This is a genomic window from Ruegeria sp. HKCCD8929, assembly GCF_013031405.1.
Classification (GTDB): domain Bacteria; phylum Pseudomonadota; class Alphaproteobacteria; order Rhodobacterales; family Rhodobacteraceae; genus Ruegeria.
This window is the reverse complement of sequence record NZ_WPZY01000001.1, coordinates 286,236-301,160: the sequence shown is the minus strand read 5'-3', so window position 1 is coordinate 301,160 and position 14,925 is coordinate 286,236. Positions and strand designations below refer to the sequence as shown.

The window sequence follows — 14,925 nt, the reverse complement described above, 5'->3', positions numbered from 1 at the left end:
ATGAATGTCCAACCCATCTTCGAAGTACCGTTCGAGCGTCACGGTGTTCTGACCCCGGGCCTGCCGATCCTGCCTCACGGAACCGAACGCCATCCTGTCCCCGGCGGCGGCAGCCGCGCGGTGCGCGTCGAGAAGGGTGACGAGATCCTTGTCCTGAACCGCGACGGGCTGCAGCAGGGCGAGATGGTGTTCTTCGCGCCGGACGGGTCCTCGGACGCGGGGATGCTGGGCGCGGATGGCCATGGCCGACCCGAGGGCATCATCAACACGCTGACCGGCGGCGGCAAATCCGGCCTGCGGGTGCTCAAGGCGCTGACCGCGTCAGGTTTTCGCATCGGGGATGGGGACGCCATCACGCTGTTTTCCGAAGACGCCCGCCCGGGCGACATGGAGACCTATGTCGCCCATAGCGACGGGCTGGTCATTCTGGCCGCACCCGGCGGGCCGATGGACCCTACAAAACACAACCCGCCAACCGAGCTGATCCTCTACGTCCGCCGCAACGCCCCCGGCGCGGCAAAGCAGGAGATCGGACCACCCGAGCCGCTGTCCGACCCGCTTCAGGACTTCAACATCCAGCCGGGCAACGCCACCTCCTACGAGGTGAAGAAAGGCGAATACATCCAGATCCTCGATGTGAAAGGCCGAGAATGCTCGGACTTTCAGGCGTTCTCCCTGCGCGCGCTGGATCAGGGGCTGGAGCGTGAGATTGATCCGACCACAACACGCAGCCTAGGCGGCAGCCTGTATCCCGCGCCTGGCCTTTTCAGCAAATACTGGAGCGTCGATCAGGAACCCCTGGTCGAAATCGTTCAGGACACTTGCGGGCGTCACGACACGTTCGGACTAGCCTGCACCGCACGATACTATGAGGATCTCGGCTATCCCGGCCATGTGAACTGCTCGGACAACATCAACACCGATCTGGCCAGTTACGGCATCCGCCCGCGCGGCGGCTGGCCTGCGATCAACTTCTTTTTTAACACCCTGCTGGATGATACCAACGCCATCGGCATGAACGATCCATGGTCGCGGCCGGGCGATTTCGTGCTATTGCGCGCGCTCAGCGATCTTGTCTGCGTCAGCACGGCCTGCCCCTGCGACGTGGACCCGGCGAATGGCTGGAACCCCACCGACATTCAGGTGCGAACCTATCGCGCGAACGAGGAATTCGACCGATCCATCGGCTACAGAAAATCTGCGGAGGCAGACGTGCAGGACACCAAGAAAACCGCGTTTCACGACTGTTTTGCCCGGCACACTCGGGATTTCGTCGAATACAACGGCTATTGGCTGCCCAACACTTTTCCGGGCCACGGGACCATCGCCGAATACTGGGCGGTGCGGGAAAAGACGGCGATCATGGACCTCTCGCCCCTGCGCAAGTACGAGGTCACGGGGCCGGACGCCGAAGAGCTGTTGCAACTCTGCGTGACCCGCAACATGAAAAAGCTGAGTGTCGGGCAAGTGGTCTATACGGCCATGTGCTACGACCACGGCGGTATGATCGACGATGGCACGGTCTATCGGCTAGGGGACACAAATTTTCGCTGGATCGGCGGCAATGACACCTCTGGGCTGTGGTTGCAGGAGCAAGCGCAGAAACGCGGGCTCAATGCCTGGGTCCGCCCCTCGACGGATCATCTCCACAATGTCGCCGTGCAGGGCCGCCATTCCCGCGACATACTGGCCAAGGTGTTTTGGACGCCGCCCCAACAACCCACGATCGAGGAACTGCCGTGGTTCCGCTTGACCGTCGCCCGGATCGGGGACGTTCGGGGCACCTCGGTCGTGATCTCGCGCACCGGGTATTCCGGCGAGTTGGGCTATGAGATCTTCTGCCATCCCAAAGACGCGGAAGAGGTCTTTGACGCGATCTGGGAGGCCGGTCAGGACTATGGCCTGACGCCTTTGGGGCTTGCGGCGCTTGATCTGATGCGGATCGAAGCGGGCTTGATCTTTGCCGGGTCCGAATTCGACGATTCCACCGACCCGTGGGAGGCGGGGATCGGTTTTACCGTGCCGCTCAAGTCAAAGACTGACGACTTTATTGGCCGCGCCGCCTTGGAGGAGCGCAAGACACATCCGCACCGTAAGCTGGTCGGCTTCGAGATTGAAGGCGGCACAGTACCCGCCTCGGGCGACTGCGTGCGCGTTGGCAGGGCGCAGGTGGGTGAGATCACATCCGCAATGAAATCGCCCATTCTGGGCAAGGTAATCGCCCTAGGTCGCATCGCAACCACACATGCAGCACCGGGCACGGAACTAGAAGTCGGGCAACTCGACGGATTGCAGAAACGCCTGCGTGCCCGTGTGACAACCTTCCCCCATTTTGATCCGGCGAAGGAGCGGGTGAAGGGAAACTACACCTGATATTGACGGCACCGAATAGTTTCGAGGTCCGCCCCACTGGAGTTGAGAAAGTCTAATATTTGCCTCCCAAAAATATACCAAACTAAGAAATATTTCCAGAAATAGTCATTTTCTGATCCAAAACTAAACCAAAATGCCCATTTTCCCTTTGGTGAAACGGGTAATTGGTTCTAAACTTTTGCGCGGGATTCATCATTCCAGACGGGGAGAACGAGGGACGAACTCCCCCAAAAAACAAGCCCGGACCGCCACGCGGATCGGGTCTACACAGAACAATATCGTCCCGAAAACCAGAGGGAGATATTAAGTGGATACCGATATTGGTGCGCTCACAGTAATCTTCACCGAATTCTACTATTGGGTCACTGTACCGTTAATGTTCCTGATCCACGTGGGATTCTGCATGTACGAGGTGGGTGCAACCCGCCACAAGAACCACATTCACACACTCATGAAGAACACGATGCTGATCCCGCTCGTGACGGTGACGTTCTTCTTCTTTGGCTGGTGGATCTACTTCGCGTTCCCGAACGGCCCCGGCATCACCGGCGGCATCACAAAAAGCGACAACGCCGTTCCGTGGAGCGAGCTGATGGGCACCCATATGGGGGGACCGGGGCCCGCACTTGAGTCCGCGCAAGGCTATGGGGCCGAGTTGGGGAACAGTTTCTGGAACCGCCTGAACGGCGTCTTCTGGGCTGCTTTCCTACTGTTTTCTTGGACGGCGGCATCAATCGTCTCGGGGGCCACAATCGAGCGCATCCGCCCATCGGCCTTCTGGATTCTGGCCGTCGTGATCGGATCGTTCACCTGGATCATCGACGCGGCCTGGGGCTGGCACCCCGATGGTTGGATGGTGACGCAGTTGGGCTATCACGACGCCTATGCATCCGGCGTGATCCATGCCATCGCCGGTGGTTTTGCGCTGGGTGTGATCGTCGTGCTGGGGCCGCGTATCGGCAAGTTCGCGCCCGACGGAACCCCGCGCAACATCAATCCGCACAACAAGTGGCTGGTGACGATCGGGCTCTTCCTGATCTACACGGGTTTCTGGGGTTTCTATGTCGCCTGCAACGTGCCGATCATCGATCATGGGTCGCTCGGCGGAGCCGAAGGAGTGGTGAGCTTCACCGCGACCACGATCTACCTGACGCCAACCACCCTGTCGGCGATTGTGTTCAACTTCCTGATGTCGCTGTCAGGCGGTCTGATCATGGGCTACATCGTGTCCAACGGCGAAGCGTTCTGGACCTATTCTGCCGGTCTGGCCGGGGTCATCACGGCTTCTGCCGGCAATGATCTCTATCATCCGATTCAGGCGATGCTGATCGGCGCGATTGGTGCCTGGGCGGCCTACAAGCTGCATTTCTGGGTCGAGCGTCGCTTCAAGATCGACGATCCCGTCGGCGCGGTTGCCGTGCACGGCTATGCCGGTTTCATCGGCCTTGTGATCGCCGGCTTCATGCTTTGGGGTCACCCGGCGACGGCAGCGTATCATGCCGAAGTCGCAACGATTTCGCCATGGGGTCAGTTCATCGGTGCCTGCATCATGTTCATCGTGCTCGGTTTTATCCCCGCCTGGATCGTTTCAAAGATCCTGATGGGCCTGGGTATGCTGCGTGTGCCACCGGCCGTTGAACTCGTCGGGCTCGACATGAGCGAGGAGTTTGCCGAAGAGGCCGCCTCGATCGAAGTGTCGCAAGCTGACATCGAAGAGGCCAAGCGCCTCGGACTGCTGACGTAAGGAGGAAACACCCATGTCGACTACAGCTGTAGAAACCTGGGCAGGAGCCGACCTGTCGCAAATCGGGCCGATCTATCCGATGGTCGGGACAGAGTTTATTCTCTTCCTGGCCGGGCTGGCATTCTGGCTTTTCTTCCACATCAAGCAGGCCCGAATCGAAAAACAGGAGATGGAGGCAGACGAAGCCGCCGCACGGACACCGGAACGATTAGCCAGGGTGTTCGAAGAGGAGGCCAAAGCCAGAGTGGACTGATCCTCCGGCAAATCTTCAGCACCCAAGTGCTTTTAGGATCTGCTGCGGCCCAGATCGAACTGCAAATGCCATTTCGCCAGACGACCCGGGCGACAGCAGGTCTTGAGAAACGACAGGCGGACGCGCTCGACCCAAAGAAGCCTTGCGCGTCCGCTTCAGTTGGCTTGAATTACGATGGTACCGGATTTCATTCAGCCACCGCAGCCTCTGATCTATCGCCTTCCGACACTTCGCATGGAGACGTGTCGCTCAAACACGATCCACCGGCCTCACGAGAGTTCAGCCGCCGTCACGATAATTTCCACTTTCAAGGCCTCGCGAGCCAGTTTGGCTTCGCCGCAGGCGCGGGCGGGGGCGTGGCCCGCGGGCACCCATGCGTCCCAGACCGCATTCATCTCGGCAAAGTCCTTCATGTCGGCCAGCCAGATCACGGCCTGCAGGATGTGGGTCTTGCCAGATCCGGCCTGTTCCAGCAGCGCCTCGACGCGGGACAGGCAATCGTGGGTCTGGTCCGCGACGGTATCGCCATCCCCCACCTGACCGCACAGATAGACTGTGCCGTTATGCTTAACGATCTTGCTCATGCGCTGGCCGGTTTCCATGCGGGTGATGGTCATTTCTCGTGCTCCTGTATTCACGGGTCAAAGGACTTTGCGGTCGTAACGGTCGATGCGGAAGGCGCCAAGCGGAAACTGCGAGTGCCCGGTCATCACCAGATCGGCCATGACCTGCCCCACCACCGGCCCCATCTGGAACCCGTGCGCGGAAAAGCCGAAGGCGTGAAAGGCGCGGGCCGCGTTCACCGCCGGTCCGATCACCGGCAGGTTGTCGGGCATATAGGCCTCGAGCCCTGCCCACATGCGGTTGATGGCGGCGCGGCGCATGATGGGAAAGAACTCGGCGGTGGTGCGGGCGGCGGCGGTAAGCTTGGCATAGTCCAGCCGGGTGCGGCCCGCGGCACGGTCGGCAAAGCCCTTGGCGCCGCCACCGATGAGGACGGTGCCGTTCCCGAACTGCTTGAAGCTGAGCTGGCGGCTGACCGCCCCCACCACCGGTTTGGCGAAATGCGGCATCCGCGCGGTGATCATCAGCATCGGTGCGGCATGGCTGAGCGGAACATTGTCACCGATCATCAGCGCGATCCGGTCGGCCCAGGCCCCGGCGCAGTTGACGACGGTGTCCGCCTCGAACCGGGTGGTTGACCCCTGCGCCAGCCAGCTGCCGCCGACACGACGCAGACTCAGCAGCTCTTCGCCCTCGACAATGCGCGCGCCGCGGCATTCGGCGGCGAGGCGAAAGGCGCTGGTGGCCTTGTAGGGGATCGCATAGCCGTCCAGTTCTGAGGTCACTCCGCCCACGCAATCGGGGTTCGCATGCGGCAGGCGTTCGCGCAACTCGTCGCGGGAGATGATGCGTTCATGGGAGTAGCCCTTGGCCCGCATCTTCGCCTCGCGGGTGCGCAGGGTGTCCATGTCGGCCTGATCCACAGCGATGTTGATCAGGCCCTGACGGCGGAAGCCGGTGTCGTGGCCGAGTTCGTCGCTAAGCGCCTGCCACATCTCCATTGACGCCTTCGACAGCGGCACTTCGGCCATGTCGCGGCCCAGCAGGCGCACCCCGCCCGCGTTCACGCCCGAAGCGTGGCGTGCTACATAGTCCTTTTCCAGCACGATGACCGAGACGCCCCGACGTGCCAGATGATAGGCCGTGGCGCAGCCCTGAATGCCGCCGCCGATAATCAGAACATCCGCCTTCATTCCGCAGCCTCCGCCCGTGCCTGCGCCGAGGCCGCGTGAAAGCGGCTGAGTTCGTCGAGGGTCAGCAGGCGCTGCGGGCTGCGCAGGCGATAGTACCCCACCGCCTCGGGCGGCTCGCCGCGCCAGTCCGAGAGCAGTCCCGCCACGATATGCCCGCATTGTCGGCCTTGACACGGGCCCATGCCGCAGCGGGTCAGCGATTTCAGCGCGTTGGGATCACGGGCGCCCTGGTCGAAACCGGCACGTAACTGGGCGAGGCTCTGTTCCTCACACCGGCAGACCAAAGTCGCCGGGTCCTGCGGCAGCCGCAGCGCGTCGGTGGGGCGGTAGAGCCGGTCGATGAAGGCGCGGAACGGCGCCATTGCGGCGCGCGCGGCCAGATCGGGGGCGGCGGCACGGTCGCGATCCGCCCGCGGCAGGCGGCCCAGCCGGTGCAGGATGTTGAGCGCGGCCAGACGGCCCGCCGCGCGGGCGCCATCGGCACCGACGATCCCCGCCCCATCACCCGCGACCGAGACATGGGGCACCGAGCTTTGGCCGAAGGCATCGGTCTCGACCTGCCAGGAGAGCTGCTCCGGGTTCCAGCGATGGGCCAGATCCATGGCGCGGGTCATGTTGAGGTTGGGCTGCACGCCGTGGTGCAGAAACACGGTGTCGGCGGCAATGTCGTGAGTACGGCCCCCGGCGGAGAAGCGCAGGCCTTGGGCCCGGCCCTCGCCCAGCACCTTCAGGTCGCGGGCGCCGCGATAGGTTTTGACCCCGGCGGCACGGATTTCGTGCAGCAGGCTCAGGCCTTTTTTGAGCATCGCCAGACGCCGCAGGGCGCGGGGCAGCAGCGGGGCGGCGTCCAGATAGTTCCGGCGCGGGGTGGTGTCCACCAGCGCCGCCACCGGCACGCCAAGGCGCAGATATTGCGCCACGATCAGGTAGAGCAGCGGGCCGGACCCGGCAAAGATGGCCCCTTCGGCCACCATCGCATCGGATTTCAGCATCACCTGAGCGGCCCCGGCGGTCATCACTCCGGGCAGGGTCCAGCCTGGGATCGGCATGGGCCGTTCCATCGCGCCGGGGCAGAGCAGCATTTCGCGGCAGTGCAACTCGTGCGTGTCGCCCTGATGCGAGAACAGGACGCGCCCGTCATCGCCCAGATGCCAGGCGTCGGCCTGCGGGAAATAGGTGATGTCGGCGCATTCGAACTCGGCGATCAGTGCGGCGCCCTCGGCATAGTCCGGGCCCAGCGCAGCGGCATCGGACAAGGGGCTGTCCGCCGCCGCGTGGTAGATCTGGCCGCCCGCGCGGGCGCCCCGGTCCAGCACCGCGACACGGGCACCGCCCCGGGCCAGACGGATTGCGGCGGACATGCCCGCCGGTCCGGCGCCGACGATGGCGCAGTCAAAGGCCTGCATCACCGGCCTCGGACGTTTCGGTAATCTCTTGCGTGGTCACCACCATGCCCTCGGCCACCCGGCGCAGGCAGGCCTGCTGGTTGGGCAGCCCGTCGATCTCGACCATGCATTCAAAGCAGACGCCCATGGCGCAATAGGCGCTGCGGGTCTCGCCCGATAGGGCCGCGCGGCGGGTCTCTGTCTGGCCGTCCAGTGCCATGGCGGACCAGACCGATTGCCCGGGCGCAGCCTCGACCTGCCGGCCATTCACGGTAAGGGTCACCCGGGCACCGCCGGGTTTGCGCAGGGATTGAAACATCTGGACCTCCGTCGGTGAAACAAGGGGGAAAGGGGTGGGGAGGACGCCCCTTTCCCTGTGGGCGGGTCAGACCGCCTTATTGAGCGATCTTGTCCAGGATGGATTGACCCCAATCCTTGCCCACATCTTCCAGAACCTGCGGCCAGACCTGTGCACGGACGTGATCGGCGGTCGCGGCCAGTTCTTCGTCGCTGAGCGAGACGATGTTGGCGCCGTTATCGGCCAGCTTCTGCTCGAACGCACCCTGATCGGCCTCGGCGGTTTCCCAGCGCGTGGCTTCGAACGCGACGGCGGCCTGCTCCAGCGCGGCGCGGTCTTCGTCGCTCAGCTCGGCCAGGGTGCCGGAGTTGATGATCATGTACCAGACCTCGAAGTGGGTGTTCACCGGCACGTAGGTGGTGGTCACGTCGCGGAACGAGGCATAGTAGCCCTCGGCGCCCGAGCCCACGACCCCGTCAACCACGCCGGTCTGCACGGCGGTGAAGGCCTCGGAGAACGGGATGGGCGACGAGATATAGCCCAGCGCATCGGCGGTCAGCTGAAAGCTCTTGATGCCGGGCACGCGGACCTTGATGCCTTTGGCAGAGGTCGGATCGCCAGGGTTCACGGCGTCGGTGTTCAGCGCCACGCCGCCGAAATAGACCGGATAGGCGGCCAGCATGGTGATGTCCTGCTTGGCATAAAGCTCTTTCATCGCGTCATAGATGGCGCCGCCGGGGCCGTAGATCTTCTTGGCCTCGGCCCAGTTGGAGGCGACATAGGGAAAGGCCGAGATCTGCATGCGGCGATCCACGGCGGTGGCGGCGGGCTGCACCGCCATGTCGATGGCGCCGACCGAGATGCGTTCCTGCACCGAGGTATAGTCGCCCAGCACCGAAGCCGGGAACAGGTTCAGTTCCAGCGAGCCGTCGGTGGCACCCGACAGGCCGTCTGCAAAGGCGCGCAGCTCATTGTCGATGGTGGCGCCTTGAGGGCGGATATGGCTGATCTTCAGCGTATCGGCGGCGGCGATGCCAGCGGTTGCCAGGACGGCAGCGGCCATCGCGGTGGATTTCAGGACGTTCATCATTGGGTTTGTCTCCTCCGTGAGTGATGAAGTTTGCGGCTTAGTAGCCAAAGAAGCGGGGCAGCCACATCGACAGGTCCGGCCAGAAGCTGGTCAGGAACACCACCGGCAGATAGCCCAGCAGAATGAGGGTCATGGCGGGGCGGATGACGCGTGTTACCGGCACCTGCCCGATGCGGGCGCCCAGATACAGGATCGAGGCATAGGGCGGCGTCACCCCGCCCATGGCGGTGTTGACGCCCATGATCGCGGCGAACTGGATCGGGCTGACGCCGATGGCCTGCATCAGCGGCAGCAGGAGCGGCGCGATCAGGATGATGGCGGTCACGTCGTTGACCACCATGCCCACCAGGAACAGCAGGATGTTGATCAGCACCAGCAGCAGCGCCTTGTTCTCGGTGATCGCAAAGATCGCCTGAACGATGGCCTGCGGCACATTTTCCAGCACGAACATCTGGCTGAGGATCATCGAGAACAGGATCATCAGCATGATCGCACCGACCGAGGTGGCGGCCTCTTTGCCAGCGCCGAGGAAGGTGCGGATGTCGAGCCCCTTGTAGATCAGGAAACCCACGGGCACGGCGTAGATCACGGCGACGGCGGCGGCCTCGGTCGGGGTCATGATGCCGCCGTAGATACCGCCCAGAATGATTGCCGGCATCAGCAGCGCCGGGGTGGCTTTCAGGCCCCGGCTGGTGGCCTCGGTCACGAATGCGGCGCCTTTGGGCGGCTCGGCCAGTTGCAGCGGGAATTTGCGGGCCATGCGGATATTGACCGCCGAAAAGCTGGCCATGATCAGCAGGCCCGGGCCGAGCGTGGCCAGAAAGCACGCGAGGATCGAGGTGTCGGTGACCCAGCCGTAGACGATCATGGTGACCGAGGGCGGGATCAGCAGGCCCAAGAGCGAGGCATTGGCGATGAGGGCGGTGGCGTATTCGCGGGGATAGCCCTGTTTCTCCATCTCGGGGATCAGCAGCGGGCCGATGGCGGCCACCCCGGTCAGGCCCGAGCCGGAAATGGCGCCGATCAGCGCGCAGGACACGGTTGCCACCACACCCAGACCGCCGCGCAGGTGGCCGATGAAGATGTTGACGAAGTTCAGCAGGCTGGCGGCGATGCCCGAAACGCTCATAATCGTACCGGCCAGCACGAAGAGCGGGATGGCCAGCAGCACCGGGTTGCCCAGTTGCTGGAACCCCCAGAGCATGTTGCCCTTCATCACTACATCGCCGGCGTAATACATCACCATCAGCCCGGCGCCGAAGCAGTAGGGCAGCGGCACGCCGAGGGTCAGCAGGACGACCAGAACCAGAACCGCGAGGAGTGCGGTTTCAACCATCTCAATTCTCCTTGCGGGGGTCTGCGGACGGGACCGGTACGGGCTGCGGCTCTGCCACGGAGGGGCCGAACACGGCACGCAGGTGCAGCAGCAGGTGCCAGGCAGTGAAGATCATCATCAGCACCAGCCCCACCATCAGCGCGACATCAACATAGAAGGTCGGCAGATAGAGCGTCGGGCTCTCACGCCAGACGCGCAGCGAATATTTGGTGAAATCCCAGGCCCACATGGTCAGCCAGCAGCCGACGATCAGACTGATCACCTCGCCAATGATCGCCAGCACCTGATGCTGGCGCTCGGTCGTCAGGAAGATTTCCAGCACATTGGCCCGGATATGCGTGTTCTCGCGTGAGGCGTTGACCGCGCCCAGCATATAGAGCCAGAGCGTGGGATAGAGCAGGCTCTCCTCCAATCCCATTACCGGGATCTCCAGCACATAGCGGGTGATCACTTGCACGAACTGGCCCAACGCCACCAGGCAGATCAGCACCGTCAGAATGATACTCGAAGCCCTGTTCATCTCCCCCTCCATGTTCCGGGATGCAGGCAGTGCATCCGTGGCGGAGAAACTTGCGGGCGCCATCCATTAAGTCAAAACGAATAAATTGATTGAGGAATAGGGTTGCTTTATGGGTTTGAAGAAACTCGAGGGAAATCAAGGCGCCATGAATCTGAGTTTTCGCCAGTTGCAGGCCTTTCGCGAGGTGATGCGCACCGGGTCGGTCTCGGACGCTGCACGAATCCTCGCCCGCACGCAGCCTGCGGTCAGCGCCCTTATCGCCAATCTCGAGGCCGAGCTGGGCATCGCCCTGTTCCGCCGCCAGCGCGGCAAGATGGTGCCCACGCCCGAGGCGCGCTATTTCATCGGCGAGGCCGAGGCGATCCTTGACCGGCTGGCACTGTCCACCCGCACCATGCACGAAATCGGCACCATGTCGCAGGGGCGGCTGAACATCGCCTGCATGCCCGCGGCCGCATTGGTGGTGATGCCGCAGCTGATCGCGGAGTTTCTGAAGGACAAGCCGGACGTGAAGGTGTCACTGATGATGCGCGCCTCATCGGTGATCGAGGAATGGATCGCCTCGCAGCAATACGACATCGGCGTGACCGAGACCCCCGCCGTCTCCAAGGCCACGCTGAGTGAGGATTTCGAGATGGCCTGCGTCTGCGCCCTGCCCGCCTCGGACCCGCTGGCGGCACAATCGCGGATCACCGCGGGTGATCTGGACAATGCCCCGATGGCGGCGCTGCCCGAGGGGCATCCGAACCTGATCGACACGCAGGCTGCGTTCAAAGCGCAGGGCGCCCGGTTCAACCAGCGCTTCGAGCTGCGCAATTTCCATCCCGCGATGGCGCTGGTGGGAAACGGGCTGTGCTATTGCGTCTGCGATCCGATCACGGCGGCGGGGCACATAGAGGCACTAGGTAGGCAAAGTGGCATCGTCTTCCGGCCTTTCGCCCCGCACGTTGTGCTGCAAGTGTCGATCCTGCGCCCTGCTCACCGTCCTCCTTCGATTTTGGCGGATAGCTTCGTGCAGGTTCTCATCGAAGAAATGCGGCGCATTCAGGCGTTGTTCTGAGTGGCTGCCCTTCTCCCTGCGCAGTGCTACCTGATCGCCAAGCATGCGGTCCGAATACCCATTTCATTCATCCCGGAACGTCCGCGAGTACGCATTATAAATCGGGCGCGTAAGGTAGGACGCCACCCGGCGCTCACCCGTCGAAATCATCACGTCGGCCGGCATTCCAGGTACCAGTTGCAGATCACCCAGCCGATCAAACTCAGCTGCCTCTATGGCGATTTCCGCACTGTAGTAGGGGATGTTCGTTGCCGGATCGGTCAGCGTATCGGCAGAAACAGTGGCGATCTTGCCCTGTAACTCTGGGGCTTCGTTAAGGTTGAACGCTGTAAGACGCACAGTTGCCTCCTGTCCGGTTGCAACCCGGTCGATTTCGGTGACAGGAATGTTGGCCATCAAAACCGTATTCTCCTCAACCGGCACGATCTCCAGCAACACCTGACCCGGCGCAACCACGCCGCCTTGCGTGTGAAAAGCCAGGTTCAGGATCTTCCCGTCCCGAGGCGCCACGATCCTGCTGCGTTGCAGGCGGTCGTTCAGGGTGACACGCCGCTCGCGCAACTCGCGCAGTCGCTGATCGACCTCGGCAAGGTCCGCGGAAATCTGCTCCCGCCGCGCAGCCTCGGCGCTGCTCAGCTCGCTGTCCACCTCGGCGATCTGCGACCACAGACTTTCGATCTGGGCGGCGTTTCCCGACAGACCCGCCTCGATGTTCAGAATGTTCCGGCGCACCTCAAGCACACGGGTGATCGGAAGCAACCCTTTCTGCTGCAACGGCGTGATCGATGCCAGTTCCTCCTGCGTCAGTTCCATATCCGCCCCCAGCGACAGGTTCTGACTGAGAAGGCCGTTGATCTGCGCCTCAAGCGCTTTTCTGCGGGCCTGCAACAGTTCGGTATTGGCCTGAGCCGAGGCCGCCCGGTTCGCAAACAACCTGCTTTCCGCCAGAATGATGTCTTCGACGCCGTTTAGGGATGAAAGATTCGCCGTCGGGAACTTTGCCTGCTCCAGTTCGGCGGCAAGTCGGGCCTTACGAACCGTCAAAGTCGTAAGCTGGCTGGTCGCAGCATTCAGCTCGGCCTGATCCTGGGTCCTATCCAGCTCGATCAAGACCTGTCCACGGGCAACCCTTTCATCCTCCTGCACGAGAATTTCGGAAATAATACCACCCTCAAGGTGCTGAACCACTTGCCGGCTGGTCTCGAGCCCGACCATCCCCGGCGCGATCACTGCGCCGTCGATGCTGGTCTTCATGCTCCACGCGGCCAGCCCGCCCAGCAATCCGACGCTTACGATCAGACCGAAGACCGTCCAGCCACCAGTGCGATCATTGGGAAGGGCGTGGGATCTTGTCCTGTCCTTATGCATCTTTCAGCTCCTCCTTGCTAACCGTTTTGGCCTTGCGGGCACGGTTTTGGGAGTAGGTGTTCAACACGTCCTCGCGCGGGCCAAAGGCCGAAACCTGCCCTTTGTCCAGCACCAGCACCTTGTCGGCCAGTGCCAACGCACCCTGGCGGTGCGCAATCAGGATCACGGTTTTGCCCGCCGACTTAAGCCGCTCGATCGTCATGTGCAACGCAGTCATGCCAGCGGCATCTAGATTGGCATTGGGTTCGTCCAGAACCACGACCGAGGGGCTTTTGTAGAGCACGCGGGCCAGGCCGATCCGCTGACGCTCACCGCCTGACAGGGCGCTGCCGCCCTCTCCCAGCAAGGTGTCATAGGCATTCGGCAGGTTCAGGATCAGGTCATGAACATTGGCGCCCTTGGCGGCGGCAATAATGTCCTGATCTTCTGCATCTGCCTGAAACCGGGCGATGTTTTCGCGCACCGTGCCATCGAACAGCTCGACGGATTGCGGCAGATACCCGATGGCGTCCCGCAGTTGGATCGCATTCCAATACGCGATATCGGCGCGGTCGATCCGTACATGCCCCCGTATCGCGGTCCACGCGCCCACGATCACCCGGGCCAATGTCGACTTGCCCGATCCGCTTGCCCCGATGACAGCCAGAACTTCACCCGCCTTCAGAGACAGGCTGACATTTTTCAGGATCGGAACCGTACCGCCCGGGGCGGCGGCGTACACGCCTTTCAACTCGATATCGCCCTTGGGATGCGGGAGTTGGATGCTGCTTGCGATCACCGGATTGTCCGCCAGAAGTGTTTCAAGCCTTGCCCGAGCACTGGTGGCTGCAACGCATTGCCGCCAGCCTGAGATTGCCTGCTCGGCCGGGGCAAGCGCGCGGCCGACCAGAACCGACGCCGCGATGATCGATCCGGCGCTTAGATCGCCGCCAATGGCCAGATAGGCGCCCAAGCCCAGTACCGCCGATTGCAGCAGCATCCGGACGGTCCGCGACAACACCGAAAGATCGGAAACCAGATCGCTTGTCCGGTTCTGCCCGACCAGCACTTTGTTCTGCAACGCGCTCCAGCGAGAATAGAGATCGCCGCCCATGTTCATCGCGCTGATCACCTCATGATTGCGGGTAACATCGGACATCAGGCGGGCAGCACGGGTTTGATCCTGTGACGCGCGCTTTACGCCCCGCTGGGACAGCGCGTTGTTCAGGATGGCGACGAAAACCAGAAAGATAACGCCTGCAAGACCCGCATAGCCGAGGTAGGGGTGCAGGACATAGGCGCACAGCAGGTAGATCGGAGTCCAGGGCACATCGAACAATACCGCTGGCGTCTGGCCCCCCATGAATTCGCGGATCGTGTTCAGATCGCGCATGGAATCCTGCCCCTTGGCCCCGCCCTGGCCGGATACCTGCGCAAGCTGCGCCGAAAAGACACGTTCCTGCAGCCGGTTGCCGATCCGGTTGCCAATTCGCATCAGCAACCGGGACCTGACCTGCGAGAGCAGCCCGAACACCGCATAAAGCCCGATCATCAGTGCAGACAGCCCGATCAGGGTCGGAACGCTGCCGCTGGGAAGAGCCCGGTCATAGACCAGGATCATGAACAACGGGCCGGTCAGCATCATCAGGTTGATGATCATGCTGAACGCGCCGACCGAAACCAGGCCGGGTAGGCTGGCCCGGATGGCCCGGGTCACTTCGGAACGATGGGATGTTTCTGCAGGCATGGGTAGCTCCGTCGA

Annotated in this window: 13 protein-coding genes; 4 read left to right on the top strand and 9 right to left on the bottom strand. The window is 62.6% G+C overall.

Going from position 1 to position 14,925, the window contains the following annotated elements; all coding sequences use genetic code 11:
- The 3 genes from GOX53_RS01380 to GOX53_RS01370 all read left to right on the top strand — a co-directional run bounded on the left by GOX53_RS01380 (nt 1) and on the right by GOX53_RS01370 (nt 4,370).
- Complete coding sequence (locus GOX53_RS01380; protein ID WP_171173189.1) at nt 1-2,373, top strand: DUF1989 domain-containing protein; 2,373 nt, start codon at nt 1-3, stop codon at nt 2,371-2,373.
- 307 nt (nt 2,374-2,680) lie between these two features.
- On the top strand, nt 2,681-4,117 hold the full coding sequence (locus GOX53_RS01375; RefSeq protein WP_171173188.1) for an ammonium transporter: 1,437 nt from the start codon (nt 2,681-2,683) through the stop codon (nt 4,115-4,117).
- A 13-nt stretch (nt 4,118-4,130) separates the two neighbouring features.
- Complete coding sequence (locus GOX53_RS01370; RefSeq protein ID WP_171173187.1) at nt 4,131-4,370, top strand: hypothetical protein; 240 nt, start codon at nt 4,131-4,133, stop codon at nt 4,368-4,370.
- Between the two features lie 269 nt (nt 4,371-4,639).
- Here GOX53_RS01370 and GOX53_RS01365 read toward each other — a convergent pair whose 3' ends face one another.
- The 7 genes from GOX53_RS01365 to GOX53_RS01335 form a co-directional block, all read right to left on the bottom strand.
- Entirely contained in the window at nt 4,640-4,987 is a 348-nt protein-coding gene (locus tag GOX53_RS01365; RefSeq protein WP_171173186.1) for a RidA family protein, read from the bottom strand.
- Between the two features lie 24 nt (nt 4,988-5,011).
- On the bottom strand, nt 5,012-6,127 hold the full coding sequence (locus GOX53_RS01360; protein WP_171173185.1) for an FAD-binding oxidoreductase: 1,116 nt from the start codon (nt 6,125-6,127) through the stop codon (nt 5,012-5,014).
- Nucleotides 6,124-7,533 (bottom strand): NAD(P)/FAD-dependent oxidoreductase, encoded by a 1,410-nt coding sequence (locus tag GOX53_RS01355; RefSeq protein ID WP_171173184.1) that lies wholly within the window; start codon nt 7,531-7,533, stop codon nt 6,124-6,126. Before GOX53_RS01355 ends, GOX53_RS01360 begins: the two co-directional genes overlap by 4 nt.
- Nucleotides 7,520-7,831, bottom strand: coding sequence for a (2Fe-2S)-binding protein (locus GOX53_RS01350; RefSeq protein WP_171173183.1), 312 nt, complete (start codon nt 7,829-7,831; stop codon nt 7,520-7,522). Before GOX53_RS01350 ends, GOX53_RS01355 begins: the two co-directional genes overlap by 14 nt.
- A 76-nt stretch (nt 7,832-7,907) precedes the next feature.
- Nucleotides 7,908-8,900 (bottom strand): TRAP transporter substrate-binding protein DctP, encoded by a 993-nt coding sequence (dctP, locus tag GOX53_RS01345; protein WP_171173182.1) that lies wholly within the window; start codon nt 8,898-8,900, stop codon nt 7,908-7,910.
- Nucleotides 8,901-8,937: 37 nt separating this feature from the next.
- Nucleotides 8,938-10,236 (bottom strand): TRAP transporter large permease, encoded by a 1,299-nt coding sequence (locus GOX53_RS01340; RefSeq protein ID WP_171173181.1) that lies wholly within the window; start codon nt 10,234-10,236, stop codon nt 8,938-8,940.
- Between the two features lies 1 nt (nt 10,237).
- Nucleotides 10,238-10,756: a TRAP transporter small permease gene (locus GOX53_RS01335; RefSeq protein WP_171173180.1), complete on the bottom strand. Its 519-nt coding sequence runs from the start codon at nt 10,754-10,756 to the stop codon at nt 10,238-10,240.
- 145 nt (nt 10,757-10,901) lie between these two features.
- Between GOX53_RS01335 and GOX53_RS01330 the strand changes: the two genes are divergently transcribed.
- A complete protein-coding gene (locus GOX53_RS01330) occupies nt 10,902-11,816 on the top strand; it encodes a LysR substrate-binding domain-containing protein (protein WP_171173179.1) in 915 nt (304 codons plus the stop codon).
- Between the two features lie 63 nt (nt 11,817-11,879).
- On the opposite strand, the gene GOX53_RS01325 is transcribed toward GOX53_RS01330, so the two are convergent.
- Both GOX53_RS01325 and GOX53_RS01320 read right to left on the bottom strand, forming a co-directional pair.
- Nucleotides 11,880-13,184 (bottom strand): HlyD family type I secretion periplasmic adaptor subunit, encoded by a 1,305-nt coding sequence (locus tag GOX53_RS01325; protein WP_171173178.1) that lies wholly within the window; start codon nt 13,182-13,184, stop codon nt 11,880-11,882.
- Nucleotides 13,177-14,910 (bottom strand): type I secretion system permease/ATPase, encoded by a 1,734-nt coding sequence (locus GOX53_RS01320; RefSeq protein ID WP_171173177.1) that lies wholly within the window; start codon nt 14,908-14,910, stop codon nt 13,177-13,179. The genes GOX53_RS01325 and GOX53_RS01320 overlap by 8 nt, the downstream gene beginning before the upstream one ends.
- Between the last annotated feature and the right edge of the window lie 15 nt (nt 14,911-14,925).

Excerpts from the sequence above, each read along its gene's own strand:
- GOX53_RS01320 (WP_171173177.1), bottom strand. The coding sequence starts at position 14,910 with ATGCCTGCAGAAACATCCCATCGTTCCGAAGTGACCCGGGCCATCCGG.
- GOX53_RS01325 (WP_171173178.1), bottom strand. The coding sequence starts at position 13,184 with ATGCATAAGGACAGGACAAGATCCCACGCCCTTCCCAATGATCGCACT.
- GOX53_RS01350 (WP_171173183.1), bottom strand. The coding sequence starts at position 7,831 with ATGTTTCAATCCCTGCGCAAACCCGGCGGTGCCCGGGTGACCCTTACC.
- GOX53_RS01340 (WP_171173181.1), bottom strand. The coding sequence starts at position 10,236 with ATGGTTGAAACCGCACTCCTCGCGGTTCTGGTTCTGGTCGTCCTGCTG.
- GOX53_RS01380 (WP_171173189.1), top strand. The coding sequence starts at position 1 with ATGAATGTCCAACCCATCTTCGAAGTACCGTTCGAGCGTCACGGTGTT.
- GOX53_RS01335 (WP_171173180.1), bottom strand. The coding sequence starts at position 10,756 with ATGAACAGGGCTTCGAGTATCATTCTGACGGTGCTGATCTGCCTGGTG.
- GOX53_RS01365 (WP_171173186.1), bottom strand. The coding sequence starts at position 4,987 with ATGACCATCACCCGCATGGAAACCGGCCAGCGCATGAGCAAGATCGTT.
- GOX53_RS01370 (WP_171173187.1), top strand. The coding sequence starts at position 4,131 with ATGTCGACTACAGCTGTAGAAACCTGGGCAGGAGCCGACCTGTCGCAA.
- dctP (WP_171173182.1), bottom strand. The coding sequence starts at position 8,900 with ATGATGAACGTCCTGAAATCCACCGCGATGGCCGCTGCCGTCCTGGCA.
- GOX53_RS01355 (WP_171173184.1), bottom strand. The coding sequence starts at position 7,533 with ATGCAGGCCTTTGACTGCGCCATCGTCGGCGCCGGACCGGCGGGCATG.
- GOX53_RS01360 (WP_171173185.1), bottom strand. The coding sequence starts at position 6,127 with ATGAAGGCGGATGTTCTGATTATCGGCGGCGGCATTCAGGGCTGCGCC.
- GOX53_RS01330 (WP_171173179.1), top strand. The coding sequence starts at position 10,902 with ATGAATCTGAGTTTTCGCCAGTTGCAGGCCTTTCGCGAGGTGATGCGC.